Source organism: Paenibacillus solisilvae (assembly GCF_042656405.1).
Classification (GTDB): Bacteria; Bacillota; Bacilli; order Paenibacillales; family Paenibacillaceae; genus Paenibacillus_Z; species Paenibacillus_Z solisilvae.
On the sequence record NZ_JBHSOW010000064.1, the window covers coordinates 1 to 24528 of the forward strand.

Consider the following 24528-nt stretch of genomic DNA (forward strand, 5'->3'; position numbering starts at 1 on the left):
AGTCGAACGTTTAGATTCGATTCCTGGTATAGCTACTCGAATGGCAGAACAAATCTTAGCGGAAATCGGGACGAATATTAAGAAACAGTTTCCGAGTGCTGCGCATTTATGCTCATGGGCTGGACTCGTTCCTGGACATAACGAAAGTGCCGGAAAAAGGAAGTCCGCCAAAGCCAAAAACGGAAACAAATATCTGAAATCTGCCTTAGTTGAAGCCGCCCATTCTGTTGCAGCGTCAAAAAACTACCTAGGTGCCATGTATAGACGTACAGCTGCTCGAAAAGGCAAAAAACGAGCTGCCATAAACGTGGCCCATGCTATGTTGAGAATAGCCTACTATCTATTAACACGTGAAGAAATGTATGTGGACCTAGGCGAAGATTATTTTGACAAACAGAAGCAACAATCTATTGTAAAGTACGCAGTTCGGCGACTAGAAAACTTAGGTTATTCTGTGACCATAACTGAAGTCTCCTAATTATTCAAAATGCCTATCTTCTTCATTTCGGGCGCAGCACCCTTTTTAAAAAATGAGTGCGCGGCGTCTTCTTTACTATTGTCTTTTTACAGTAACAGAGATTTAATTTTCATGGGAGCTCAATGCCCAGCTGTACATATGTACAGAATCTCTGATTTTGCGACAGATCAAGACTCGATCTGTCTGATTGTCTCGGTTACGATGGATTTTACCCTCCATGTTACGAATTGCGTATTATCTTTTAACAAGGAAAGAGATGTGTGTAGACTTAGGTGAAGATTATTTTGATAAACAGAAACAAGGTGCTATTGTACGGAATTCGGTTCGAAGACTTGAAACCTTAGGCTATAACGTTACAATTTCAGAAATCTCTTGATCTACGGTTCATCAATATCCTAGGCGCTGCACATTTTAAAAAAATGAATGACTGCGTCTTCTTAAGTATTGTCTTTTTTTAAGTAGAGTTGTGCCGCTAGATTTTTAACCGGTTTTTTTTAATTGCTGGGATTGAAAAAAGTTTGAACGAGAGAACAAGCGCGGAATATTTAATGTCGTTAATTAAACTATCATGTAGTCAAATAGTTATGTACCAATGTCCGGCATGCGGAAGGCCCACTCGATCGCTTCCTCTCTCGATTTGACCTCGATTAGCGTTAAGCCGGCTAATTCCTTGGCTAATTCTCTGGTTGTATTAAACGTTTAGAATCTATTTTTCAAACATTTATATATATTATATAAATTGAATAGAAGTAATAATGCTGACTGTCCCTGTATTTATATCCAGATTCTTGGCAATGACAAATAAGCTGACATCCTTTATATTATGAATTGTGAACGAGATGCTCGAGAACATCGCGTTCATTTCATAACCTTTTTTTCTCCTCCGGTGTTTGAGAGCCACCAGAGGAACCTTGGCCCCAGCTTTATAAGCTGGGGTTCTTCTTTTCCGGTTATTAACAAAAATGAAGGCTTAGCCTACCGTTATTTTCAATCATGAACGAATTCCTGAAGAACATCGATTCATTTCATAACCTTTTTTACTCTGCGGTGTGAGAGGCACCTTTAGCCGAAATTTTTAAATAAGTTTACGCCATCTAGGCATTTCATACATTTATTAAACGTAACTTAAAGCGAAATTGTTTCACAAATAATTGATCTTATTCGAAAAAAAATATAAAAGTAAAAATTCATCCTATGATCAAGAATTATGCCTCCATTTAATAACGAACCGAGCAGACCGGAGTGTCTAAAGCAAAGCTATATCAAGTTCTCAATGTCAGGTAATGTATACTTGATGTTGGCATGTCCTAAAATATCGGCAATCAAGTTGAAGAGGATACCCTCCATCTAAAAGATCATGATCTTGGCTGGGCGGTGTCGATCCCGACGACAGATGCTGGGCGGTAATTTTTTCATTTTTTTTGTTTGTCCTGCGATTTAAACTTCATAGTAGAGCGCCCTCCTGGATGATGGGATTTTAAGGGCTATGACCCGTTTCGTACTCCCATCGTACCGAGGCGCTCGTTTTTTTGCAAAGCGGAAATTTAACGCTATACAGGAATGCTATCGTGTTCCGCATAATTCCTCCTGTAACCACGCCGGCAACAAAAATATCTGGCACATTGGTTTCATACGTTTCAGAGTCAAAAACAGGAATTTGCGTTTGAGGATCCAGCCTGTCTTTAAGTCAAAAATGGAATTATGCAAAATGCTCATATAAATGAATCTACTCAATATATCCAAAAGAAGTGCCATCAAAAAATGGATAATTTCTCGATGGCACTTTTTCACTCTTCCAAATGGATTGATAAACTTTCGCTATGACCGATTAGCTATCGAGTTCTGAAGGAATACCATCTCTGCTGCCAGTTTCTTAATTCTACGATAGTAATCTTCATCGGAGATGTCATTATCTTCATCAAATAAATCATTATGCACAAAAACATTTCCAACAGGTACAACTGCTTTTAAAAAAGTTAATATAGGTTTTAACTGATATTCTCCTACAAGAAAATGTTTATCTGACCCACCTAGGGTGACTATACCTGTTACCTTATCTTTAAGTGCATTGGTAGGTAAATGGTCTAATAAATTTTTCAGAGTCCCTGTTAAGGAGGCCTGATATAACGGAGTTCCAATTACGATAAAGTCTGCAAATAAAAGCTTATTCACTACTTCCACTGTATCTTTGTTATAGTACTGTAATGGAGTTCCTCGAACATAATCAATATCATAATCTTTCATATCAATTAATTCAGTTTGTATATTTGGTTGAATATCATTTACATGAATCAAAACATCATGAACTACTTTAGCCGTCTTAGAACCAGTTAATGCTCCTGACAATCCGACTAACTTCATATAGATCATCCCTTTCTGTTGTTATTACTAGTTTCAAAATATGTTTGAGCATAAAGCTTATCAAGCTTCATCTGTTCAACCAACTGATCCAGTCCAGAAAATTGAAGCTCTGGACGAAGATAACGATGAAACATTAACTCTACTGTTTCCCCATACAAATCACCTGAAAAATCTAGTAAGTAAGCCTCAATAGAATAGCTTTCTCCATCAACAGTAGGGCGATAGCCAGCACTGATGAGTGTATTTTTTTGCATGTTAGGTGATCCATCATTATAGATGTCAGCTACACCTAAGTAAATACCAGGCTTAGGAAGAACATACTGTTCTAATACTCCGCTTAGATTTATAGTTGGAAAGCCCAGTGTTCTACCTAAAGCTTTGCCATGAATAACACTCCCTATTACACTATAAGGACGACCCAATAACGCTTGAGCAACCTCAACCTGACCATCTCTAATCATAGTACGAATCGTCGTACTGCTAATCTTCACATCATTGGCTTTCACAAGTGGAATGACAGTTACCGGCACTTCTATTTGTTGACACAAGTTAATCAAATCATTCGTGTCAGATTCTCTTCCCTTTCCAAGATGGAAACCCTCACCAACTACAATGTGTTTAATATTTAATCTACTTAAATGCTCCATGACAAATTCCTTCGCCGAAATTTGAGCAAATTGTTTTGTGAATTGAATGTTGTAATACCTCTCAACACCGAAAAGCTTTAACAATTCCATTTTATGATCCAATGGCGTGAGTGACTTTTGAAAATCCACATCGTTCTTTAATATCCAATTAGGATGATCTGAAAAGCTCATCACAGCTAATGTACAATCCATATACTCTCGTACCTTCTGCAGAAGCTTGGCATGCCCGCTATGCACTCCATCGAACTTCCCTATAACTAGACTAATAGCAGTTGAATCCTTTGGTGGCTTTGATGAAACTTCAATGTACTCCATGATATCCCTTCTTTTATCGAAATAATCTGTTCTTTGCTACCTTCATTATGAGGAAGTAATAAAGCCTTTGTCAATTATTATACTTATTATATAATTAAGTTGATTATGTTTCATAATTAGAGTATATTAGATATAGAAACATACTACTTATCTATTGGAGGAATTATTATGTCACATCAATTACCTGCTTTACCATATGCAAACAATGCACTTGAACCACATATCGATGCGTTAACTATGGAAATTCACCATGATCGTCACCATAATACTTATGTAACCAACCTTAACGCAGCATTGGAATCTACTCCAGAGCTTCAATCCAAATCAGTTAAAGAACTTATTGCTAACCTTGATAGCGTTCCAGAAGCTATCCGTACTACTGTTCGTAACAACGGTGGTGGTCATGCTAACCATAGCCTATTCTGGGAAACTATCGCCCCTAATGCTGGTGGTGCTCCAACTGGTGCTCTTGCAGCAGCAATCGATAGCAAATTCGATAGCTTTGATAACTTCAAAGCTGAATTCGCTAAAGCAGCAACAACTCAATTTGGTAGCGGTTGGGCATTCCTAGCTGTAGCTAATGGCAAAATCGAAGTATACAGCCTGCCAAACCAAGATAGCCCAATTATGGAAGGTAAAACTCCTCTTCTTGGTCTAGACGTTTGGGAGCATGCTTACTACTTGAACTATCAAAACAAACGCCCTGACTACATTGCAGCTTTCTGGAATATTGTTAACTGGGATGAAGTTGGTAAACGTTACGAAACTGCAATTAAGTAATAAAGATGGCATGAACACTTCCAATAAACATGGTAATTACATTCAACTCATTGAAAAGAAATGGACTGCGATCATCTTGGCTCTATTTGAAGGTTTCAAAAGATTTAATGAGATCTCCCAAATAGTTTCTAATGCTTCTGATGCAATTATTTCAAAACGCTTGCGTGAATTAGAAAGCAAAGAGATTATTGTCCGACGTGTTTTTGCCGAAGGAAAACTCCGCATTGAGTATTCCTTAAGTGAGAAAGGAAGAGCATTACATCATATACTAAGAGAACTCCAATAAGTTTTCTTATATTAACTGCAGTAAAAGTGGAGGTATAGTCATATGGCATTTGTTATAACGGATGCATGTATTAATGAAAAAGCGGCTGATTGTGTAGATGTTTGTCCAGTTGATTGTATCGCAGAGGGTGAAGATCAATATTTTATTAATGCAGATGTCTGTATTGATTGTGGCGGATGTGAGGCAGCCTGTCCTGTTGGTGCTATTTATTATGAGGAAGATCTACCAGAGGATCTTAGAATATATATGGAAAAAGCCCTCCAGTTTTATAGTAATCATTAGCTTATTATGAAAATTGAATCCATACAACAGATACACTGGCCCTTACCTCATACCAAATGATTATGTAGAGGTGAAAACAAGATGATTGAAATAAGTGACAAAGCCAAATCTATCATTGACCAAATGATTATCGAGAATGGCGACAAAAAACTATTTCTAAGAGTTGGAATAGACGATGGTGGTTGTAGCGGATTGTCTTATAATATCAAATTTGATGATTCATTTTCAGAGTTTGACAAATTCATTCAAAATGAGAATTTCAAAGTTGTTTGGGACAATCGCACTGAAGAGTATTTAGAAGGTATAAAAATTGATTATATGAATCAAGGAATGACTGGTGGCTTCACGATTGATAATCCAAATGCCAAAGCTACTTGTGGTTGTGGCGCTAGCTTCAGAACTGCTACTTTTAAAGGTACTCGTAAAAAATGTGATTAACAAAAACTCGTTTCTCTTAACTGAGAAACGAGTTTTTGTTAATGTCTTATTCATGTAGCGGGTAAACCCCCGAATTATGGACAGCGAACCTCTTATCCGATCCTACACTTAGCATTACTCTGATTTACATCGTTTTACGCCGTATTAGACCTTGAACTGCTTCGGCGTTACCGTTCCTTGCTTAACGGCCTCCATGTACTCATACGGAGACAGATCGTAGATACTACCGTGGATTCGAATGCAATTGTAATCTTGAATAAACTGACTGACGACTTCGTAAGCTTGTGGATACGTCTCAAATTCATGACGGCGGTAGCACTCCGCTTCCAGGATGGAGTGAAAGGATTCGATGTGAGCGTTCTTGTTCGGCGTCTTTGGCGGTATACGCTCGTGAGTCAGTTTGAACCTCTCACACGTCTCTTCAAATCGGTGGCTAATGAACGGTGGACCGTTGTCTGATCGGATGACTGGCTTATCCGTTTTGTCAAAGAGTTGGCGCTTCATCAAAGCTTCCTGCGTGATCTGCACCAAATGCCTTGCCTCACAGGTTAATCCAAGATGATAGGTGATAATGGCACGATCAAACACATCGATGATGCTCATCAAGAAGAAGAATCGCTGCTCGCCGTGGATCCAGCCATACTTAATATCGGTTTCCCAAAGCTGATTAGAGCCTGTAATCACGCGATTGCTGGCCAGTCGTTTGGGATACTTGATCGTGAGCTGTCGCTGCGGACGAAGGACATCCATTCGTTTACAAAGGCGGTAAACCTTCTTTTTATTGATCCGTAGCATATACCGCCTTTTGAGCAGCACAGTGAGCTTCCGGTAGCCATACGACACGCCCTCGCCGGCCAGAAGCTCCATGACCCATTCGCAAATTTGCTCGTCACTGATCGTCTTTCCATCTTGCCGGTACGAGAGGCCCGGCACAGGACGACCACTGCTGTGGGCAGTTGCTGGCCGTGCTTGCTGCTCCCGATTGACATGGGCGTAGTAGGTGGATCGCTCTACTTCGAGCACGCGAAGGACGAAGCTAATGCTGTGCCCAAGCGCAATATATTTCAGGGCAATCGCTATTTTATCCGCAAGTGCGGGTTCGTTTTTTTTAGTAGGTCTTTGAGAATATCCCTCTCCAGAGCTTGCTCAACAAAGAGCTTCTTAAGCGTTTCATTCTCTTTCTCCAACTGTGCATAATCTTCGGCTGTTGGAACAAATTTTGATTGCTTGACGCTAGTCCCGTCCAGTTGATCGAGATCCTTACGATTCAACTCTCTAGCCCACCGGAGCACCATCTTCGGATCCAACTCGTGTTGCCTTGCTACGGCGGTCATGTTGCCAATCTCTTTCCCTTTGGCCACTACCATCCTTTTAAAATTTAGGTCATACTGCTTTTTCTTCATTTCATTCCCCTCCGCCTACTATTATTGTATCGGAGTAAGGGGTGTACTGTCCAAATTCATTAGGGGGCTAAAAAGGTAGCACATCTTCTCTTCGACATAACAAACATCGCTATTCATCCAAATTAGAATAAGCGATCTTTGTTACTCATCATAAAATTCTTTTAATTCATACTTAACGATTTTTACGATAGTTCTTAAACATTGATCAGTAGTTTTTTCAAATACCCTCTTTTGGTTAACATAAACATAAGGCCTTGCCCTACATAAATTGCATTGGTTAAGACAATCTGTACGAATAATTGCAACCTCAGGATATACAAGTTCGAATTTATCCAATTTTTCTACATTCATTTGATTTCGTCTACATACCTCAACTACGACAATTCCTATTCTCAAATTACTGTTCTCACTCTCTTTCAAATAATAACAACTTCAGTTTCAAGATCAATATTGAATTTTTTCTTCACTGTTTTTTGAATATGTCGGATTAATATTAGATAATCCGTTGAAGTTGCATCATATACATTTACAATAAATCAGTTATTGACAGTCACAACTATTTTACCACATTGCGGGGTTGTCCGCCGAATCAGCTAAAATGAAAATGTTGGATATGAAGCAGATTGATGGGGAATACTTTGGTTACTGCTTCTCTGGCGAGGAGGGTGACAGGTGAACAAGCTCACAACGAACCTCGATGAAAATATCCGCCGGCGTGGGCTGGCAAGGAGATTGTCGTCAGGATCGGCGCTCACACCGAGGAGCCGCTCGCGCCAAACGGTAAGCGTACCAATTCGCATGTTCGGCAAGCAGCGGACCGATAACGTCGATGTACGGACGACGCTCAGCCGCCTGCTCCACAGCCCGGGTGCCTGGCGAAACAGTTTCCTGCGAAAGGCACTCCCCGAACAGCTGCGTGTAGAGATGGATGGTTTCGAGCGTGCTCAACTGAAGGAGGACATGCTGCAAACGATGCAGGAACTCTCGGGCCGTTACAGCTTTGACACCACCTTGCAAGGGATGGAGAACACCGCGAAGCTCGGCCGGCTGACGAACGCGAACAGTGCAGCAGCGTTGACCTGAGTGTATACGACAAAATGCTGGAGCTCTCGGGAGGTATATCGCTATGAGTGTGATTCGGGAACGGGAAGTACTCCGAAGCGAGATCTCGGCGTCCTGCAAGTAGCTGGTGCTCAGCCAACGAGGCGTCACACTATGCGAAACGGAAGCGACGCCGAGGCAGGAAGAGTTTCTGTGCACCGGGTACTCGTCGAAGAAATGGAGAGCAGATAGCGCAGGCGGCTCATGAGCCGTGCCGCTGGAGGAGCTAATGACCGGCATGGCGTCAAGCTGCCGTCTTCATTACAATGGAGCGACCTGACGGACGGGACGTTTATTCAAGAACGACACAATCTGGTGTTGTATGGGCCCGTGGGTACCGGCAAGATGCACTTGGCCATTGCGGCCGGTCTCCGCGCCTGCGAGTTATGTATGACTGTAAAAATCTATTCGGTCGCAGAACTGGTGATGCACCTGACTGAAGCCAATCGCGCCGGTATGCTTGAACGGATTCTGGGGTGAGATCCAGCGCACTCACTTACTTATCCTCGACGAGTGGGGTTATGTGCCAGTCGACAAAGAAGGCTCCAGCTGCTGTTCCGTGTGATTGCAGACAGCTATAAGAGCCGAAGTCTCGTAATTACCATCAACCTGGAGTTCTCGAAATGGGGGTCTGTTTTCACAAGCACGCGCTGATGAAAGAAAGATGAAAAAGGGTAAAGTACGATTTTTTGGGGTAAATTTGACGAAATACACGTTACGTCGATCATGATATTGTTCCCATCCTCTACGTAAAATAGTCCCTATCCTTTCACAAGGTGGGGACTATTTTACGCTTACATCTATCTCTATAGCTTCATATTACTGCTGTGACCTGGCGATAGTTTGGCAGTAGGATCTATATACACTTTAGCATTATTGATTGCAGTAGGAGCTTCCCCGAAACCGACAGCTATGAGCTTCAATTTCCCAGGGTAGGTCGTAATATCACCTGCTGCGAATATGCCAGGAATGCTTGTCTCCATTCGAGTATCAACAACAATTGAGCCGTTTTGAAGCTCTAAGCCCCATTCTGAGATAGGTCCAAGTGAGGAAACGAATCCAAAGTTAACGATAAGCGCATCACAAGGAATCTCTCTTTTCTCACCGGTTTTATTAAAGGTAACCGTAATTCTCTCAATTTGTTCATCACCATGAAGATCGGTAATTTCAGCAGGTGTCACAATATTAACCTTTGATTTCATTAAATTCTCTACACTGTGCTCATGAGCGCGGAACTTGTCTCGTCTATGAATGAGTGTCACTTCTTTGGCAATAGGCTCGAGCATAAGCGCCCAATCTACAGCAGAATCACCACCACCGTTGATGATAACTCGTTGACCCGCATAATGGTTTAGATCTTTAACAAAGTAATGAAGGTTTGCTTTTTCGAAAAGAATAGCTTCTGCAAGCTCTAATCGACGTGGTTCAAAAGAGCCAACTCCTCCAGTAATAATTACGGATTTACTATAATGAGTAGCTTGATCAGTGACAATTTCGAAGTGATGCTCATCCTTTTTGATAACCTGCTGAATCTTTTCTTCCAGACAAATTTGTACGGGGAATAAGCTCATCTGTTCCGTTAAATTATTGATAAGCTGCGCTGCTGTCAGTTTAGGGAATCCAGCAACATCATAAATATATTTTTCTGGATAAAGAGCGATTGGCTGACCGCCTAACTGCGGCATACTCTCAATAATTTTTGCACTCGCTTGACGCATACCCGCATAAAAGGCTGCGAACATGCCAGCTGGGCCACCACCTATAATGGTTATGTCTGTGAATTGATCTGGTTGTCCGGTTGTCATAAACAGTTTTCTCCTCTAATTTATATATATATTATACAATAATGTATAATAATAATATCTTAGAATTAACAAAGTGTCAATGAGTAAAGCAATTTAATATAATCTAAATTACTATTGTTAGGTTCAAATTTCTACTAACTTAATTACATCTACTTTGCGTGTGGTGTCAGCTTCGCTGGTACTACCCAGTCCAAAGCTTGACCGGTTTCGAACAGTTGATACGCGGAGTTATTGAAGCGGGTCAACAATCGGGCGAGCTTGACAAGATGCTTAATGCAGAATGGCTGTCGTATTATTTTAATAATGCATTCACCGGGCTGCGGGTTTTGGCGAAGACGACGGACGAAACAGAAAAATTAAACCAAATTATCGAAACAAAGTTATCAATTCTGAGCAAAGCTATATTTTTTGTCAATTCGAGAACGATCGTTCTCGTTAAGAAGTTTTAAGAGACACAAGCTATTTATTTAGACCAATTCATACGATAACATATCTTAGTAAAAGAAATAACGAATTTCAAAGTGATAGATTTTTATCAATGTAATTTGAGATTTAATATTTAGTAATTGAAAACAGTCCCACTTGATATTTTGTCCATCAAATTATACCAATATCCTAAGCCTTACGGGGCTTGTGTTTTTAAGGCGTGAAAAAAGGAGTGCCTCCCCATCTCGAAGTGTTTAGTAACACTACTTCACATAGAAGAAGGTTGGAACCCCCAACGAACAATATTCAATAGGAAAACCTGTTTTCCTTGGAGGAAATATTAGAAATGTCACCCAGGGATATTTATAGCTATCTCTTTGCGACATTAGAGAAAGCATTTCTATGGGACAACCCCAAGAAGATATACGGTTCCTGCGCGCGGCACCGACAAATATTATAAGCTTTACAAAAAAAAGGACTGCCGTAGAACGTGTTAATGCGTATCTGAAAGAGTTAGTACTTTCAGTTGACAACATCCGGCATCCGTCATCGTGGAGCTCTATCAAAAGTTGATTTCGAACTTGCTTGTTTGACCTACACGGCTTGTAAGCTAACCGTGGATTGTGACGGCGTTATTATTCGGTTACGCTGATCGTTTGAGTAATGATTTATGAAATTATTCAAATATAATTGGTTGCATTTCCCCAAAAAATTAGCGCTTCTCACCGGAATTTAAGATGAGGAGCGCTCTTTTGCACGAGCTTTGATTTTGTACACGCATTTCTGATCACCTTTAGCTAAACAGTTGGTACGCTTCACGTCAGCATCCAGTAAAGATTCAAATAACTCAAGTTCGCAGGTGCAGGCGTGATCGTATTGATTTGCAATCTGAGAAATCGGGCAATTATGCTCGGTGAGAACATATTCTTCGGGACCGTCTTCGCCTGATTTTTCCCATTTCACTATATAACCATTTTCATTTTGAATGCCGGCTAGGAGGGCAACTTTTTCTTCTAAGTTTTTCCCTTGGATTTCACCTTTATATTTCTTGTGCAGCGTGTCTTTGCGTCTTTTAAAAAGTACTTCGACCATGTTAGGTCCTGCCTCATCGACCAGTTCATTTAACAAGTCGAGTGTGAGCGTGTGATATTTTTTCGGAAACAGATCCTCTGCCGCATCTGTTAAACTATAAACTGCTGTCGGACGTCCCATTGCTTGACGCATCGTTTTTGACTCGATTAAGCCCTCTTTCTCCAACGTATTGAGATGACGTCGAATAGCCATATTCGTTATATCCATTTGGTTCGTGATTTGGGTCGCGCTTAACGAACCTTGCGTTTTTATCATAAAAAGAATATTTTTACGTGTCGACATCTCCTCTTGATTATCCATTGACCTCACCTCCATATATATGATTAATACAACACGGCGATCCTGATCGATTACTTTGATAGAATTAAAGCACATCCAAATAGAGGATGCGCTTTTGTTCACTTATTTCGGCTGAAGAATATCATGATCGACGTAACGCTCGCCGTTCATTTCGCTGATTACGTTGATAGCTACTTTCGCGCCGTCCCCGGCTGTGATAACAGCGTGTACACTAACGCCTGCGCACGTACCCGCTGCCCATACCCCGTCAATATTTGTTTTTCCTTCAGCATCCGCAACCAACACAGTCTTGATGCGAGGTTCCGTACCAGCTTTCATTTCTACGCCGAGCTTTTCCGCCAAATCTAAGCCTAAGCCAGTGGCCAAAATTAAATGTTTTGCTTCAATAACGCCGTTTTTCTCTGTCGTGATCGTAAATCCAGCGTCATTCTTTTGTGCATTGTTGACTACGTCCTTAATGTACGCAGCACCGAACTTTTTAAACTGTTGGATACCGATGTCAACTAAGTCCGGACCCGATACTTCCTGAATTCCGTACAAATTTTCCAACCGAGCTCGTTTGGTCATTCCTTTGCCACTGTCAATTACAACAGTTTTTTTTCCGGCTTTAGCTGCAAATAAGGCTGCGCTGGCGCCAGCTGGGCCTGCTCCAATAATTGCAATATCGAACATTTTAACACCTTCCCGAATAGTTTTAAGTTAATTATATTCTAAATAACCTACAATTGCAACTAATTAAATAAATATGTATTATATGTTTGTGATAACAGACTAGCGTTGCATAAATGTTTTCACAATTTTCAAAACGTTCAATTATCTCCTCTTCCAAGCATAAAAAATCCCGGTAGCCTCCTGGCATTTGTTATTGAGCTCTCTCCCCCTTTAGTTAAATAAGAAAATTGTGATTATCGCCTTACATTTCCGATTTTCTAATGATATGCCTCGTACCCCAATCATGCATTGCAACCAAAATTGGCTCCAGTGTCATTCCATACTCAGTTATGGAATACTCCACTTTCGGCGGGACTTCGGGATATAACTTTCGGCTGATAAGGCTTTCCTTCTCTAGTTCACGCAATTGACTTGTGAGCATTTTGGGGGTATTCGAAAATTTTAGCTTGATGGGCATGTGGTGGTACCCCTTTATTAAGCTAACGTGCCCGGCGGTGGCTCCGGTGCGAGAAAAATACCGTCCGGATTAATTTTTGGCAAGCAGTTTTTGTATAAATACGCTTACTGCCATCGTTGCGGCATGATCCTTGTTGCGGATCAACGAAAAATCTCTGTCTAATCGGCTTCCCTTAATGGGAATTTCGGAAATCTCGCCAGACTCCAGCTCTTTGCGCACAACCCAGCGTGACAGGATCGCAATACCTAGTCCCGCAGCCACCGCTTCTTTTACTCCTTGGCTGCTGTTAAATACATAGGAACGTTTCGGGACGAGGCCGGCATGCCGGATGAACTGGTCGCTAAACACGCGCGTGCCGGAGCCGCTTTCGCGAAGCACCCATACTTGATTTTGAAGCAAGGTCGTCTCGGCGATTCGGATAGAGGACAAGCGGTGCCTGGCGGCTGCATTCAAAATCATTTCATCCTTCATAAAAGGAGTTACGATCAAGTCGGTTGCCGCAACATAGCCTTCAACCAGGCCGAGATCGAGCATATCGCAAACAGCCGCGGCAAAATATATTCCCCAATCGTGAAGCTGGCCCCGACTTGAAGCGATCCGGTCACCATATTGTGGAGCCTGAAAATGCTTTGCTTCGCTTCTTCATACAAAGCGAGAATTTCCTTCGCGCGCTTATATAGAATCTCGCCCGCTTCGGTCAGCTTCACATGCTTTGGCGAACGATGCTTGGCTCCAACCTCATTTTCAAGATTGCGTATATGCAAACTGACGCCCGGTTGGGAAAGGTTTAACATTTCGGCCGCACGGGAGAAATTGCTCTGCTCCGCCACCGCGATAAATATGCGAAGCGTATCTACGATCAATCCGATTCCCCCTCAATGCTCCCATAGTATACAGTTTCCTCTCAGGCGGCAATCAATCATAAGTTTTTCTCATGATTCGGATAACAGATCGGTATTTCCCTTCCGTATTGAATAGCCGTACAAAATAAGACCGAGGGAGTGAGGACAATGGCACACGCATACGCCCATGCATTGAAAAAGAAAAAGGGCTTCGGTTTTGCGCTAGGAATCGGATTAACGCTGGCGCTTGCGGTGATGGCAAAATATTTGGCTGGGTTTCCGTTCTTAACCATTATGGGCCAGCTCGTGATCGCGATATTGCTCGGTATCGCCTGGAGAGCGGCGTACCGGAGCAGGCGATGGCCGGGATTTCCTTCTCCAGCAAATGGCTGCTGCGCTTCTGCATTTTCCTGCTCGGCATGCGGCTCAACCTGGTGGATATTGCCGATGCGGGACCGAAGGTGCTGGCCATCGCGGTAATTAACATTGTATTTACGATCTTTGAAGTATACGGGATTGCGAGACTGTTCAAAGTGGAAAAAAGACTCGGCATCCTTACTGCCTGCGGGACTGCGATATGCGGCGCGGCTGCCGTCGTAGCGATTTCGCCGCAAATCAAAGCGAACGATGATGAAACCGCGATCGGCGCGGCTACCGTAGCGATATTCGGAACAATTTTCACCCTGATTTATACGCTGCTCTTTCCGGTACTCGGATTGACGAACCAAGGGTACGGCATTTTCGCAGGCGCAACGCTGCATGAGGTGGCGCACGTCATCGCCGCCGCAGCGCCTGGAGGCAAAGACGCTGTCGATCTGGCAGTCATTGTTAAGCTCACGCGAGTTGCGCTGCTTGTACCGGTAGCTATTGTGATTGGCACCTGGGCAAGCCGGGCAGAGCGCAAAGAAAATGGAAATGAAGCTAAAGCAAACTGGAAATCGATCCCGATTCCGTGGTTTATTTTCAGCTTTCTCGCGATGAGCGGTGTGAATACGCTCGGCGTTATTCCGGTTGCGCTGGCGACTCAAGTGGTTGTAGCATCTTATTTACTTATCGCAATGGCGATGGTTGGACTCGGACTGAATGTTGACATCGCTACGTTCCGCCGACTTGGGATGAAGTCGTTCCTCGCCGAGGTGATGGGCTCGGTTCTACTGTCTGGCTTAGGGTTTGTGCTGGTGCATCTATTTGGTTTGAGCTAATTCGTTATGTCGTCGGCGATACAGGATAAACCGGGCTTAAGTAGGGTTTGCTGAATGTCAAACATTGGGCTAAGATCCGAGAGGCATCATACGATCTGAGATTCATCCCTACGCGAAAATTATGGCAATCGCCGATGTATTTGACGCCCTTACTTCCAACAGGGCCTATCGCGGAGCTATGCTGCCTCATGAAGCCATAGAGATTTTTTTTACCGGATCAGACTCGCATTTTGAACCCGAGATAATCAAAGTATTTCAGAAATCGTAGCCTCCCGTCGGAGTGACCGTCAAACTGAACACAGGCGAGACGGCCGTTGTCATTCAATATTTGTTCAATACTCCCGGGCGGTCGATTGTTCGAGTGATTAAAGATCCGGGGGACAGCCTTTGGATAAGCCTTATGAGATTGATTTTGTCCAAGGAATTGATGGTGATGATCACAGAAAGTGATGCCATTTTGTAGCTTATGTGCGTTAATACAATGCTGCGTTATCCTGCCCGTTCGGAGTTGAACTAATGTATCCGTTAGCGTAGCAATTTCAGATTTATGAATGATACTTACCTACTGGAGCATCTAGAACCCATTCCAGAATTTCAATTTTACCCCGAGTGTCATTTATTTCATCTTTGTTTAGAGCTGGTTCTAGTCTTTCTTCCATCTGTTTTAGTTGAATAATCATTCGTTTAATCTGATCCTCTGACCTCATCTTAGCTACCTCTTTCCAAATGAATATAATTTCAGCACTCGTTATTAAACTTCATATAAGAGCGCCTCCTTGATGGTGTTGGGTGTTAACCCGTCGACAAACATCCCCGTGTAACATGGCCCGAAGCATTGCACGACCCAAGCGGTCAACGTGGAATGTCGGACCGCTCTTGCTTGGATCTGAGAGAGACCCAAATTCAGACAACCGGAAGTGGACTAACAATGGTTATTGATAAAGGCCTTGGATGTCACTCTTTCACGGATTTGCTTGAAACGGCTGGTGACTATATAGATTGCATCAAATTCGGTTTCGGGACAGCACCTCTTTATCCAAACGACATTTTAATTAGCAAAATCGAACTAGCAAAACGTTACGGCCTTACTGTCATGCCTGGAGGAACCTTTCTCGAAACCGCCATCCAACAGAATGTCGTACCTGCTTTCTTTAATTCTGTCTGTCGTATTGGTTTTAATGGCATCGAGGTGTCTGATGGAACGATAGAGGTAACACGTTCTCAACGTTCAGAGCTAATTCGTGAGGGTGTAAAGCTGAGATTGAGAGTGGTTACAGAATACGGCAAGAAGTTATCCGGGTCATTGATTGATGCTAACTCACTTGCTGTAACAGTTGATGAGGATCTGTCCGAAGGAGCGGATCTTGTAACGATTGAAGCACGAGAATCCGGCAAGGGCGTTGGCTTGTTCGATGAGCGAGGGGATTGCAGCGAGGGCGTACTGGAATCCGTCACACGCATGCTTGGAGATTGTAGACACATCATGTGGGAAACGCCATTAAAGCAGCAGCAGGTTCTGATGATCCAAACGTTTGGCTCCAACGTAAATTTGGGCAATATTCCGCCCTCGGATATCCTTTCGTTGGAAACTTTACGACGGGGTCTGCGTTCAGATACCTTCCATTTAGGTGATCAGGTAACTCCGTTTTTTTACATGATTTAAGACGGGGAAATAGGAGTTAGATTATTGATGGAAATTGTTCCAGCATCAATAATGAGCCATGGATTTTCAAGCTCGAAGTGAATAGGCTTGCTTGTTCAGCTGATCTAGTCTGGAACTTGCATCATGCAAACGTGCTTGATTCAGCAGCTGATCAAAACTCGCGATAAAGGAAGTAGCTATCTCAATATCTTTTTGCTCCTTGGGAGCTAAGGCAAATAAACCTCGCGTGATCCCCCAAGATCTGCGTCCAGAACCGATGCTCGAATAAAGCTTATTCTCCCATTTCCGATTACCTCCTTCTTGTTCTTTCACCAAGTTTATGTATGAATCGGAATGTTATGATCAAATCCCGAATAGTAAACAGGTTTGAGAATACCTCAAATAACAAATGGGGCTGTCCAAAGCCAACGCTTAGGGCAGCCCCTTCATTGTTTTCGAAATTAATACTTCAACGAACACATAAAAACAAGGTGGATATTAAAATGTTGCTTGAAATTGTTTTAGATCCTCTAGAAGTTCTTTTGGTAATTCTTTGTCCTCGCTAAATGCTTTTGTTAAAGTAGTTGCTACAAATTCAGCGTTAACAACATGTTGTTTTAAAATAAGACTGAGCGTGTCCAGTTGTTGGCTATTTTCGACATACTCGTGTAAGCGACTCATTTTAGCCCTCCTTTTTAATAGAAATTTGAAAGTTATGATAATTCTTTGTAGCGTGAACATATATAATATTTCTAATATGTATTAATTTATTCATAATTGATCAGTATACATACTTATTTATGTCAATTATATGCATGAAACGTTTTAGCTCCTCAATCAAATCAGGAAACCAGGGTGGAAATACATAGAATGGATTCAAGTGTATGAAGGTAATGGATAGAAAATCATGTATTGAGACAAATTAATTGTCGTAAAATGAATTTAAAAATGAATTTAAACAGGAGGCAATACAACATGGCAGCCCATTTGGGAGCACACGAAACGATGGAAGTCCATGAAATTTTGACATGTGCCATCGATGGAATTAACCAATTTCAATTGTACCGCCCTTTCGTAAAAGATCAGGAGCTTCTTCAAATGCTTGATCATCAGCTTCAATTTATGATGAATGAGTATAATGGAATGGTACAAACGATAAACATGCAGGGGCAAGGACAAGCCGTACCGTACCGTTCTCCGAAAAATCTTCAACCGACTTATGGTTTAGATCATCCTGCAGCGCAAAGTCCAAACCTGTCGATGAACCAAATGGATGACCGTGATGTTGCCAGTGGTATGCTTGGTTCTCATAAAGCTTCTGCCACGATGAAAATGATTGCTGCTCTTGAGTGTGCGAATCCGCAACTTAGACATTTGATGCAGCAAGGTGCGGTAAACTGTTCTGAACAAGCTTATGAAGTATGGCAATATATGAACCAAAAAGGATTTTATCAGGTTCCGACAATGAAGGAACAAACTACAAATACCGTGCTAAACACTTACCAAACTGCAGGAAACATGAATGCATCATACACGATGGCACCGCCGCAAACGATGATGCCGCCAACAAATAGTTTCAGACAATAATGAATATGCCTTCTCGACTTTAAGCCAGTAGTGTTATACATTTAAATCTTAAAGACAGCCATACCCAATCGGTATGGCTGTTCAAATTTTTCTTTTTTCGAGACTCTGATTAACTTTCCAAGCATCTGCCGACATCGTGCGTGGATGAACCGTATATTCCTGCTTATAAATATCAGGACCTAGTACCGAAATCATGACCATGCAATTGATCTCCAGTAATATCCCCCCAATAAGAATCACGGCCATGCCTACTTTTTTGGGATTGCTTGTTTTGTTTAAATAAGGGAAGAACATCGTAATTAGTACGGTTTCACCAAATGGAAAGGCTAAAATCGAAGGAGAAGGATAAGGAAATACCGCATTCAATAAGGGTTTTATTCCATCGCCTAATACAGGTGAAAGCCGCTTGAGATCGAATTGGTCAATGCTTATTGTCATGAGAATCCACATGGCAACCATTAACAGGATATAGATGGGAAACACCATTTCACCCATTAGGCCAAATACTTCAGTGCCGCCTCGAAGGCTGTAAATCATCAATACCATAAAGCAACCGATCACGACAACCATTGGAGTCTCAGTTAAAATCGAACGATAAGCTCGCCAAAACCGCCTGGAATGACGAATGACAAAAAAGGGAGCTGCAGTATAGCAAGTCCTCCACTAGCGTTTTCCATTAGTCATAATGAACGAAACGGCTCCCATCGCTTAACGTAGGTTACACTTGGTCATAATGTTACTACTCTATGCTGGGCTCGTTCCTAAAGAATACTCTAGTGGATCAAATCGTTGGCAAGGTTCGATTACGAAGACCCTCAACAATTACATTAACACCCAAATCAGAAAAACTCTTAATTGTGTAATTAAACATAGAAATAATAGGCTGTGAGATTATTCCTGCAATTTTCCGGTGTTCTTCATCACTGACTACTTCGCTTATCTTGGGAATTTAGAAGTAAGCCATCCCGTATAATTATCGAACATTCCAGTAGCGAACTCATCTAGTGATAAAATGTAAAAAATCCATCTCAGATTTGCTAATGAGACTGTTGGATATACTTGTCTTCCCAGAACTTGATGTACCATTTAAAACGATTATTAGTCCTCGCTTCATAGAAAATACCACCTCTCTCCAACATTTTTATGTCGGCAAATCCAAAAAAATGGATATCTTATGCGTATTTTCTGTAAGTTCTTGTCCGGAGAAAAAGACAAGAACTTGCATGCTTTAAATAAAAAACCGCGCTATGCGCGGAATTGAATCTATGTATGTTCTTGTCTTTTTTACATTTTTGTTAAAGAATCCACGCGCCACTAGAGTTTTATACTGCCCATGTAATTTTTAAATTAATTTTCGATTAGTATCTATATGATTGTAATGCTCAATGCAAATATAAAGTGTTCTTGACTTTAAATAGGCAGTTCAAGAATACTTTTGGAGTTGCAGGGTGATCAAAATTAGATTGTATTTAATTAAGGGAGAATTTTCCTATGCATACTTGTTTAACATGAGATGAGCAGGATGGCTGAACAGTGATAATCCCTTTTTACCTAATAACAATGGGGTATATTTATCTAAAGCTAGATGGATTTCGAAAATATCTCAAGATAAACTGAAAGAATTTTAAGTGGAGCGTTGTAGCAAAAAGATAAAAAGAAAATGAATATAACAATGTCCATCCGTTAAACTTGAAGACGTTAAAAATGACGGCTAGCCACTCAAAGCCAACAGATAGTAGAGACCACATTATTACGTACAGTGTAAAGAATAATCCCTTTGGATTGAACTTGTCAAATAAATATACAGACAGTAGAGCGTAAGGGGAATACATAAAATATGTGATGATATCAGTTACTTCATATTTCTTTAGATCATTGATATCATACAAATCCAATGGTGGAGTTGCGATTGTATGATCCATGATAATAGCAACCGTAACGGTGAATAAGATAACCAACACAGATATTACATGAGGATATCTTTTGGGGACAAATAATAGCCATAAATATCCCAATACACTATTGAGAATGATGAACCACTCGTTTTGATCAAATTTATCGGGTAAAGGCAACATTTAGCCCATCTCTTTTCTCAATAATTTCTGAAACCAGAGCCACGAATAATTGACCAGCAAGAAGATGATAAGCCACTCCGCAAAGGACCACCAAAGTTTCCAATATTTGAAGGTATAGACGTTTAGAGCATTGGCAAGATATTCGATGCCAACAAGGATCGAAATGCCCACTAGTAACCAAGTCCACTTTTTGTATGATTGACCACCTTCTAAACTGCGATCTAAATACCAAATGATGAGCAAAGGGATTAGAAACACTCTCATAAGTGCCATAGTCCAATAATGAGCTGGATGATCGCCAAAATCAAACAATCCCAAATTTAAGGCGAATATGGTCATGAAATTATGGTGGATAATATTTACAACTATCCAAATAAAGATAATTTCGAACAGATGGAGATTCTTTTTTGATACTGCGTAGGAGACATTCATAATCATAGTTATTGAAAAAAATATTGAAAATACCATAGTGATCGCTCTCCTCCAAAACGCTCCTTCTAAATTCAATTGTTAGCATAAGAAAGAAATAATAAACTTGACCTTACCAAAATCTAGACAAATTAAAAGGCTGCCGAATTTACCACCCAACTCCATAATGATCAATCAGAGGCTCAGCCTTTTTTTCTAAAAGTGTTATCCTGGGTCTATTTTAATTTGCCCTTTTTTAAGGTTTCGAGCTTTTTAATTTTCATGGGAGTTCAACAACAAGAGTAGAGAACTGAACTTCATTGGAGGGTGAAATTTCCAGCTCACTCTGCACATAAAAAAGCTCCTCCCGCTTTACGAAGCGGAGAAGCTCTTTCGCATGTTCTAATTACGTTAATGGGTACACATTAGTTTGAACTTCTCCTCGGTTTGCTAGCCGCTTTAATGTCCACCTGATTGTCGGAATCGCCATACGGCGAGTAGGATGTGTATTCGTCACAAACAAACTTTACAGGAGTCCTCACGACTTTCCAGGTACTTTTTTAACCATACCTTGCATTCGGTGGTAAAGTAAACTTCCCTTTGTTTCGCTCCCTTGCCGTTTACAATCGTTGAGCAATTCTCCCAGTTAAGATCTTCAATGTTGATCTTCTGTACCTCCCCCACACGGCAGCCGGTACTATATAGGAACTCAAGCAAAGCTCGTTCTCGAAGGGAAAGACAAGAGATCTTCAAATGAATCACATCCGCCGTAAATATCCGCACCAGTGGAAATCGCTCAAGAAAAATTGGGAGCAGGTCTTTTCAAAGGCGGAAGTTACCGTAACGGCAAAACTGACGATTAAAAAATTAGGACTGACAAGTGCGCTGCTAATGTTAAAGGAAAATGAGATCAAGAAGTAAAGTCAATAAGAATCAGCGTTCTTGCTCGCCGTCTACTGCTTCTGGTCTAGCAGGTGCGTCGTCAGATTGTTGAGCGCTTCGGACCAGCCGTCGTAGAAGTACTGATCGCCGGGGTGACCGGCGCATCCGCGCAGGTGGAAGATCATCTCTTAGCAGCACTAAACGATTGCTGTTAGACGCATTCTCATTTTCAATTTAAAATCTATCCGTTTTACCAATATAACGAGCTAATAAACAAATTACCAATTTAATCCATGTGTTTGCGGGCGGTGTCAGCTACGCTGGTACTACCCAACAAAGCTGCCAATCGTTCCTGCGGCAGCCTCCTGGCATTTGTTATTGAGCTCTCTCCCCCTTTAATTAAATAAGAAAATTGTGATTAACGCCTTACATTTCCGATTTTCTAATGACATGCTTCGTACCCCAATCATGCATTGCAACCAAAATTGGCTCCAGTGTCATTCCATACTCAGTTATGGAATACTCCACTTTCGGCGGGACTTCGGGATATAACTTTCGGCTGATAAGGCCTTCCTCCTCTAGTTCACGCAATTGACTTGTGAGCATTTTGGGGGTAATACCTACAAGTGCTTTTTTAGTTTCGCCGTATCGCATTGTACCCTCCGACATGAGATGCAACAATATGATGGGCTTCCATTTCCCAACCAAGATTGAAAGAGCGTCTTGTACTTGACAATACTGAGGTTTAAATTTCATTGTATCCTCCAATAGTATCTTTTTGCATACTATATCACATTGAAGTGCGTACTTACTACATTCGCCATTGCATCTTATAATACAACATGTAAACCATTTGAACCTAATAACGCAAGCGAAGGTATTCACTTGGGTCACATCGAGCACCCTAAAAAACAAAGCGAAGGTGAGATAAATGGAAAAATACAGGATTGATCCAAATAAAGGTTTGGAATTCGGGATTTACACGTTAGGAGACCATATCCATAATCCATATACTGGAAATCGTATTTCTGCTGAACAGCGAATTCATGAAATCATTGAATTGGCTAAGCTGGCTGAGCAAGCAGGTGTTGACTTTTTTAGTGTAGGTGAAAGTCATCAGGAATATTTTACAACTCAGGCTCATTCTGTTGTTTTGGCAGCAATCGCTCAAGCCACAAAAAAAATTAAAATCGGAAGTTCCTCCACGATTATAAGCACATCCGATCCCGTTCGGGTGTATGAGGATTTCGCAACAATCGACTTGATTTCCAATGGTCGCGCGGAAATCGTTGCTGGTCGTGCTTCCCGTATCGGGCTATTTAATTTATTGGGTTACAATCCTCGGGATTATGAAGAACTGTTTGAAGAAAAATTCGAATTGTTGAATCAGCTAAATGAAGAAGAAGTCATTACATGGAAAGGACAATTTCGACCACCGTTAAACAACGCTCGGATTTATCCAAGACCCAAAAACGGCTCGCTACCGATTTGGCGTGCAGTCGGCGGTACCCCTGCAAGTGCCATAAAGGCTGGTTATGCTGGTGTGCCCATGATACTCGCTACGTTGGGTGGTCCTGCTATGGTTTTTAAAAGATCAATTGATGCGTACCGGGAAGCCGCCAAAATAAAGGGGTTCGACCCAGCCGCTCTTCCGGTTGGAACAACCGGCTTTTTCTATGCAGCTGAAACAACGCAAGATGCACTGAAGGAGTATTATCCTCACATTAATGAAGGAATGAAGGTAACGAACGGACAAGGGTTTGCGAAACAATTGTGGGCACAAGGTGCTGATACCAGTAGTGTCATGAATGTCGGCAGTCCACAGCAAATTATTGAAAAAATTCTTTATCAACATGAACTGTTTGGTCATCAGCGATATATCGCTCAAATGGATTTCGGCGGTGTTCCATTCGATAAATTAGCAAAGAACATCGAGATCATCAGTAAAGAAATCTTACCCGCTATCCGAAAGTACACGGCAACAAAACAGGAGGCTGAGCAAAAATGAAAATGGTTCTCTTATCCGGTTCAAAAGTGGGTTCAAAAACAAGAACAGCGTTGAACTCCGCACAAAAAGTTCTCGCTGAAAAATACCCAGATGTTGAAACGACATTAATTGATTTAGGCGAATATGATGTCGAATTTAGTGATGGGCGGAATTACCTGGAATATGAGGGCGATACGGGTGTTGTGACGAATAGCATTATGGAAGCAGATGCCATTTTGATTGGAACACCTATTTTTCAGGCATCGATTCCAGGTACATTAAAGAACATCTTTGACTTGCTCCCAGTAAACGCATTTCGGGATAAAGTTGTAAGCATGCTTGTGACCGCAGGTTCTTCTAAACACTACTTGGTAGCAGAACATCAGTTGAAGCCGATTTTGGCTTATATGAAAGCACAGATCGTTCAGACCTACGTATTTATCGAAGAAAAGGATTTCCATCGCAAAGAAATTGTCAATGATGATGTCCTCTTTCGAATTCAACGTCTCGTTGAGGATACTGTTTTGTTAACAAAAACTTATACGAAACTTCGCGAAGAGAAAGAAGCAGAATACGGTTTTTAATCATAACGCAACCAGTCATTTGATGGGTCGGGTAGACTCTTTGATGAATAAATAAGCTAGTAACAGGGGGAATTGCAATGGACAATTCTACACTCCATCCGAAATTTATATCTTCCTTGAATTATTGGGAAAACCTTGTTCTAATGGTTTATTATTATTCTTGAATAAGGAGGTCATGACCCTGCCCCGCATAGATAGACACATAGAAAACCTCTATAATATACGTGGAGGGATTTAATATGGGGCAGCGGAAGAAGTTTGACAAAGCATTTAAGGAGCAAGTAGTACTACGAATCTTGGCTAAGGAATCAACAGTAGGCGATACGGCCAAGGAACTGGATGTTCACTACACCACAGTCCGAGACTGGGTGAGAACGCATAAACGTGATGGAGAAGGCGCATTTCCGAGCAGCGGGAACTTAAAGCCTGAAGATGATGAGATGCGCAAGCTACGAAAGCAGCTCGCAGACTTAAAA

The 24528-nt window shown here is 41.5% G+C and carries 30 protein-coding genes and 7 pseudogenes; 18 read left to right on the top strand and 19 right to left on the bottom strand.

Translation table 11 applies throughout. The features are described from left to right. A partial coding sequence (locus ACFPYJ_RS17770) for a transposase (protein ID WP_379189518.1) occupies positions 1 to 478 on the top strand: 478 nt, incomplete at its 5' end. A 594-nt stretch (positions 479 to 1072) separates the two neighbouring features. Here ACFPYJ_RS17770 and ACFPYJ_RS17775 read toward each other — a convergent pair. From ACFPYJ_RS17775 to ACFPYJ_RS17785, 3 genes and pseudogenes are all read right to left on the bottom strand, one after another. Beyond that, a pseudogene (locus ACFPYJ_RS17775) lies at positions 1073 to 1153 on the bottom strand (YciI family protein); the annotation flags it as partial. Positions 1154 to 2296: 1143 nt separating this feature from the next. Next, positions 2297 to 2839, bottom strand: a complete 543-nt coding sequence (locus ACFPYJ_RS17780; RefSeq protein WP_379189519.1) for an NADPH-dependent FMN reductase — start codon at positions 2837 to 2839, stop codon at positions 2297 to 2299. 5 nt (positions 2840 to 2844) lie between these two features. Further along, positions 2845 to 3801, bottom strand: a complete 957-nt coding sequence (locus ACFPYJ_RS17785; protein WP_379189520.1) for a bifunctional riboflavin kinase/FAD synthetase — start codon at positions 3799 to 3801, stop codon at positions 2845 to 2847. Between the two features lie 168 nt (positions 3802 to 3969). On the opposite strand from ACFPYJ_RS17785, the gene ACFPYJ_RS17790 reads away from it, so the two are divergent. The 4 genes from ACFPYJ_RS17790 (at position 3970) to ACFPYJ_RS17805 (ending at position 5587) form a co-directional block, all read left to right on the top strand. Beyond that, positions 3970 to 4581: a superoxide dismutase gene (locus ACFPYJ_RS17790; RefSeq protein ID WP_379189521.1), complete on the top strand. Its 612-nt coding sequence runs from the start codon at positions 3970 to 3972 to the stop codon at positions 4579 to 4581. A 10-nt stretch (positions 4582 to 4591) separates the two neighbouring features. After that, positions 4592 to 4867: a winged helix-turn-helix transcriptional regulator gene (locus tag ACFPYJ_RS17795; protein ID WP_379189523.1), complete on the top strand. Its 276-nt coding sequence runs from the start codon at positions 4592 to 4594 to the stop codon at positions 4865 to 4867. A gap of 42 nt (positions 4868 to 4909) precedes the next feature. Further along, complete coding sequence (locus tag ACFPYJ_RS17800; RefSeq protein WP_379189524.1) at positions 4910 to 5149, top strand: DUF362 domain-containing protein; 240 nt, start codon at positions 4910 to 4912, stop codon at positions 5147 to 5149. 81 nt (positions 5150 to 5230) lie between these two features. Beyond that, a complete protein-coding gene (locus ACFPYJ_RS17805; protein WP_379189526.1) occupies positions 5231 to 5587 on the top strand; it encodes a HesB/IscA family protein in 357 nt (118 codons plus the stop codon). A 144-nt stretch (positions 5588 to 5731) separates the two neighbouring features. On the opposite strand, the gene ACFPYJ_RS17810 is transcribed toward ACFPYJ_RS17805, so the two are convergent. From ACFPYJ_RS17810 to murB, 4 genes and pseudogenes are all read right to left on the bottom strand, one after another. Continuing rightward, on the bottom strand, positions 5732 to 6667 hold the full coding sequence (locus ACFPYJ_RS17810) for an IS3 family transposase (protein WP_379189546.1): 936 nt from the start codon (positions 6665 to 6667) through the stop codon (positions 5732 to 5734). Then, a complete protein-coding gene (locus ACFPYJ_RS17815) occupies positions 6664 to 6990 on the bottom strand; it encodes a transposase (RefSeq protein WP_379188953.1) in 327 nt (108 codons plus the stop codon). The genes ACFPYJ_RS17810 and ACFPYJ_RS17815 overlap by 4 nt, the downstream gene beginning before the upstream one ends. 141 nt (positions 6991 to 7131) lie before the next feature. After that, positions 7132 to 7410 carry a DUF1450 domain-containing protein gene (locus ACFPYJ_RS17820; RefSeq protein WP_379189527.1) on the bottom strand — a complete coding sequence of 93 codons (279 nt, stop codon included), beginning with the start codon at positions 7408 to 7410 and terminating at the stop codon, positions 7132 to 7134. After that, a pseudogene (murB, locus tag ACFPYJ_RS17825) lies at positions 7407 to 7526 on the bottom strand (UDP-N-acetylmuramate dehydrogenase); the annotation flags it as partial. The gene ACFPYJ_RS17820 and the pseudogene murB, both read right to left, overlap by 4 nt. A gap of 136 nt (positions 7527 to 7662) precedes the next feature. On the opposite strand from murB, the gene ACFPYJ_RS17830 reads away from it, so the two are divergent. Both ACFPYJ_RS17830 and ACFPYJ_RS17835 read left to right on the top strand, forming a co-directional pair. Further along, positions 7663 to 8073, top strand: a complete 411-nt coding sequence (locus tag ACFPYJ_RS17830) for a hypothetical protein (protein WP_379189528.1) — start codon at positions 7663 to 7665, stop codon at positions 8071 to 8073. 222 nt (positions 8074 to 8295) lie between these two features. Then, a pseudogene (locus ACFPYJ_RS17835) lies at positions 8296 to 8745 on the top strand (ATP-binding protein). A 152-nt stretch (positions 8746 to 8897) separates the two neighbouring features. Here ACFPYJ_RS17835 and ACFPYJ_RS17840 read toward each other — a convergent pair. After that, a complete protein-coding gene (locus tag ACFPYJ_RS17840) occupies positions 8898 to 9896 on the bottom strand; it encodes an NAD(P)/FAD-dependent oxidoreductase (RefSeq protein ID WP_379189529.1) in 999 nt (332 codons plus the stop codon). 197 nt (positions 9897 to 10093) lie between these two features. Here ACFPYJ_RS17840 and ACFPYJ_RS17845 point away from each other — a divergent pair, with 197 nt between their 5' ends. Then, positions 10094 to 10345 carry a hypothetical protein gene (locus ACFPYJ_RS17845; protein WP_379189530.1) on the top strand — a complete coding sequence of 84 codons (252 nt, stop codon included), beginning with the start codon at positions 10094 to 10096 and terminating at the stop codon, positions 10343 to 10345. A gap of 390 nt (positions 10346 to 10735) precedes the next feature. Beyond that, a pseudogene (locus tag ACFPYJ_RS17850) lies at positions 10736 to 10974 on the top strand (IS5/IS1182 family transposase); the annotation flags it as partial. An 80-nt stretch (positions 10975 to 11054) separates the two neighbouring features. Here the strand turns inward: ACFPYJ_RS17850 and ACFPYJ_RS17855 are convergent. From ACFPYJ_RS17855 to ACFPYJ_RS17870, 4 genes and pseudogenes are all read right to left on the bottom strand, one after another. Beyond that, the gene (locus tag ACFPYJ_RS17855) at positions 11055 to 11714 is read right to left on the bottom strand and encodes a helix-turn-helix transcriptional regulator (RefSeq protein WP_379189531.1); all 660 of its coding nucleotides are present in this window, start codon (positions 11712 to 11714) and stop codon (positions 11055 to 11057) included. 102 nt (positions 11715 to 11816) lie between these two features. Continuing rightward, positions 11817 to 12386 (bottom strand): FAD-dependent oxidoreductase, encoded by a 570-nt coding sequence (locus tag ACFPYJ_RS17860; RefSeq protein WP_379189532.1) that lies wholly within the window; start codon positions 12384 to 12386, stop codon positions 11817 to 11819. 241 nt (positions 12387 to 12627) lie between these two features. Next, positions 12628 to 12816, bottom strand: a pseudogene (locus tag ACFPYJ_RS17865) (winged helix-turn-helix transcriptional regulator); the annotation flags it as partial. A 96-nt stretch (positions 12817 to 12912) separates the two neighbouring features. After that, positions 12913 to 13706 (bottom strand): annotated as a pseudogene (locus ACFPYJ_RS17870) (LysR family transcriptional regulator). A gap of 147 nt (positions 13707 to 13853) precedes the next feature. Between ACFPYJ_RS17870 and ACFPYJ_RS17875 the strand changes: the two are divergent. After that, positions 13854 to 14887, top strand: a pseudogene (locus ACFPYJ_RS17875) (YeiH family protein). 121 nt (positions 14888 to 15008) lie between these two features. Next, positions 15009 to 15155 (top strand): HD-GYP domain-containing protein, encoded by a 147-nt coding sequence (locus tag ACFPYJ_RS17880; RefSeq protein WP_417629239.1) that lies wholly within the window; start codon positions 15009 to 15011, stop codon positions 15153 to 15155. Positions 15156 to 15432: 277 nt separating this feature from the next. On the opposite strand, the gene ACFPYJ_RS17885 is transcribed toward ACFPYJ_RS17880, so the two are convergent. After that, positions 15433 to 15594 (bottom strand): hypothetical protein, encoded by a 162-nt coding sequence (locus tag ACFPYJ_RS17885; RefSeq protein ID WP_379189533.1) that lies wholly within the window; start codon positions 15592 to 15594, stop codon positions 15433 to 15435. Between the two features lie 155 nt (positions 15595 to 15749). Between ACFPYJ_RS17885 and comA the strand changes: the two genes are divergently transcribed. Next, positions 15750 to 16550: a phosphosulfolactate synthase gene (gene comA, locus ACFPYJ_RS17890; protein ID WP_379189534.1), complete on the top strand. Its 801-nt coding sequence runs from the start codon at positions 15750 to 15752 to the stop codon at positions 16548 to 16550. Positions 16551 to 17027: 477 nt separating this feature from the next. Here comA and ACFPYJ_RS17895 read toward each other — a convergent pair whose 3' ends face one another. Then, on the bottom strand, positions 17028 to 17210 hold the full coding sequence (locus tag ACFPYJ_RS17895) for a hypothetical protein (RefSeq protein WP_379189535.1): 183 nt from the start codon (positions 17208 to 17210) through the stop codon (positions 17028 to 17030). Positions 17211 to 17504: 294 nt separating this feature from the next. Here ACFPYJ_RS17895 and ACFPYJ_RS17900 point away from each other — a divergent pair, with 294 nt between their 5' ends. Further along, on the top strand, positions 17505 to 18116 hold the full coding sequence (locus tag ACFPYJ_RS17900; RefSeq protein ID WP_379189536.1) for a spore coat protein: 612 nt from the start codon (positions 17505 to 17507) through the stop codon (positions 18114 to 18116). A gap of 81 nt (positions 18117 to 18197) precedes the next feature. Here ACFPYJ_RS17900 and ACFPYJ_RS17905 read toward each other — a convergent pair whose 3' ends face one another. Then, positions 18198 to 18743: a GerAB/ArcD/ProY family transporter gene (locus ACFPYJ_RS17905; protein WP_379189548.1), complete on the bottom strand. Its 546-nt coding sequence runs from the start codon at positions 18741 to 18743 to the stop codon at positions 18198 to 18200. A gap of 106 nt (positions 18744 to 18849) precedes the next feature. On the opposite strand from ACFPYJ_RS17905, the gene ACFPYJ_RS17910 reads away from it, so the two are divergent. Then, the gene (locus ACFPYJ_RS17910) at positions 18850 to 19005 is read left to right on the top strand and encodes a transposase (protein ID WP_379189537.1); all 156 of its coding nucleotides are present in this window, start codon (positions 18850 to 18852) and stop codon (positions 19003 to 19005) included. A gap of 108 nt (positions 19006 to 19113) precedes the next feature. On the opposite strand, the gene ACFPYJ_RS17915 is transcribed toward ACFPYJ_RS17910, so the two are convergent. The 3 genes from ACFPYJ_RS17915 to ACFPYJ_RS17925 form a co-directional block, all read right to left on the bottom strand. Next, on the bottom strand, positions 19114 to 19230 hold the full coding sequence (locus tag ACFPYJ_RS17915; protein WP_379189538.1) for a phosphotransferase-like protein: 117 nt from the start codon (positions 19228 to 19230) through the stop codon (positions 19114 to 19116). 961 nt (positions 19231 to 20191) lie between these two features. Continuing rightward, the gene (locus tag ACFPYJ_RS17920) at positions 20192 to 20659 is read right to left on the bottom strand and encodes a hypothetical protein (protein ID WP_379189539.1); all 468 of its coding nucleotides are present in this window, start codon (positions 20657 to 20659) and stop codon (positions 20192 to 20194) included. A 453-nt stretch (positions 20660 to 21112) separates the two neighbouring features. After that, positions 21113 to 21382: a tyrosine-type recombinase/integrase gene (locus ACFPYJ_RS17925; RefSeq protein ID WP_379189540.1), complete on the bottom strand. Its 270-nt coding sequence runs from the start codon at positions 21380 to 21382 to the stop codon at positions 21113 to 21115. On the opposite strand from ACFPYJ_RS17925, the gene ACFPYJ_RS17930 reads away from it, so the two are divergent. After that, entirely contained in the window at positions 21353 to 21520 is a 168-nt protein-coding gene (locus tag ACFPYJ_RS17930; protein ID WP_379189541.1) for a Ger(x)C family spore germination C-terminal domain-containing protein, read from the top strand. The two genes, ACFPYJ_RS17925 and ACFPYJ_RS17930, sit on opposite strands and share 30 nt — an antisense overlap. A 387-nt stretch (positions 21521 to 21907) precedes the next feature. On the opposite strand, the gene ACFPYJ_RS17935 is transcribed toward ACFPYJ_RS17930, so the two are convergent. Then, on the bottom strand, positions 21908 to 22237 hold the full coding sequence (locus ACFPYJ_RS17935; protein ID WP_379189542.1) for a winged helix-turn-helix transcriptional regulator: 330 nt from the start codon (positions 22235 to 22237) through the stop codon (positions 21908 to 21910). 175 nt (positions 22238 to 22412) lie between these two features. On the opposite strand from ACFPYJ_RS17935, the gene ACFPYJ_RS17940 reads away from it, so the two are divergent. The 3 genes from ACFPYJ_RS17940 to ACFPYJ_RS17950 all read left to right on the top strand — a co-directional run. Beyond that, on the top strand, positions 22413 to 23489 hold the full coding sequence (locus tag ACFPYJ_RS17940) for an LLM class flavin-dependent oxidoreductase (RefSeq protein WP_379189543.1): 1077 nt from the start codon (positions 22413 to 22415) through the stop codon (positions 23487 to 23489). Further along, complete coding sequence (locus ACFPYJ_RS17945) at positions 23486 to 24052, top strand: NADPH-dependent FMN reductase (RefSeq protein ID WP_379189544.1); 567 nt, start codon at positions 23486 to 23488, stop codon at positions 24050 to 24052. The genes ACFPYJ_RS17940 and ACFPYJ_RS17945 overlap by 4 nt, the downstream gene beginning before the upstream one ends. Positions 24053 to 24291: 239 nt before the next feature. Further along, the coding region (locus ACFPYJ_RS17950; RefSeq protein ID WP_379189545.1) for a transposase at positions 24292 to 24528 on the top strand (237 nt) is incomplete at its 3' end.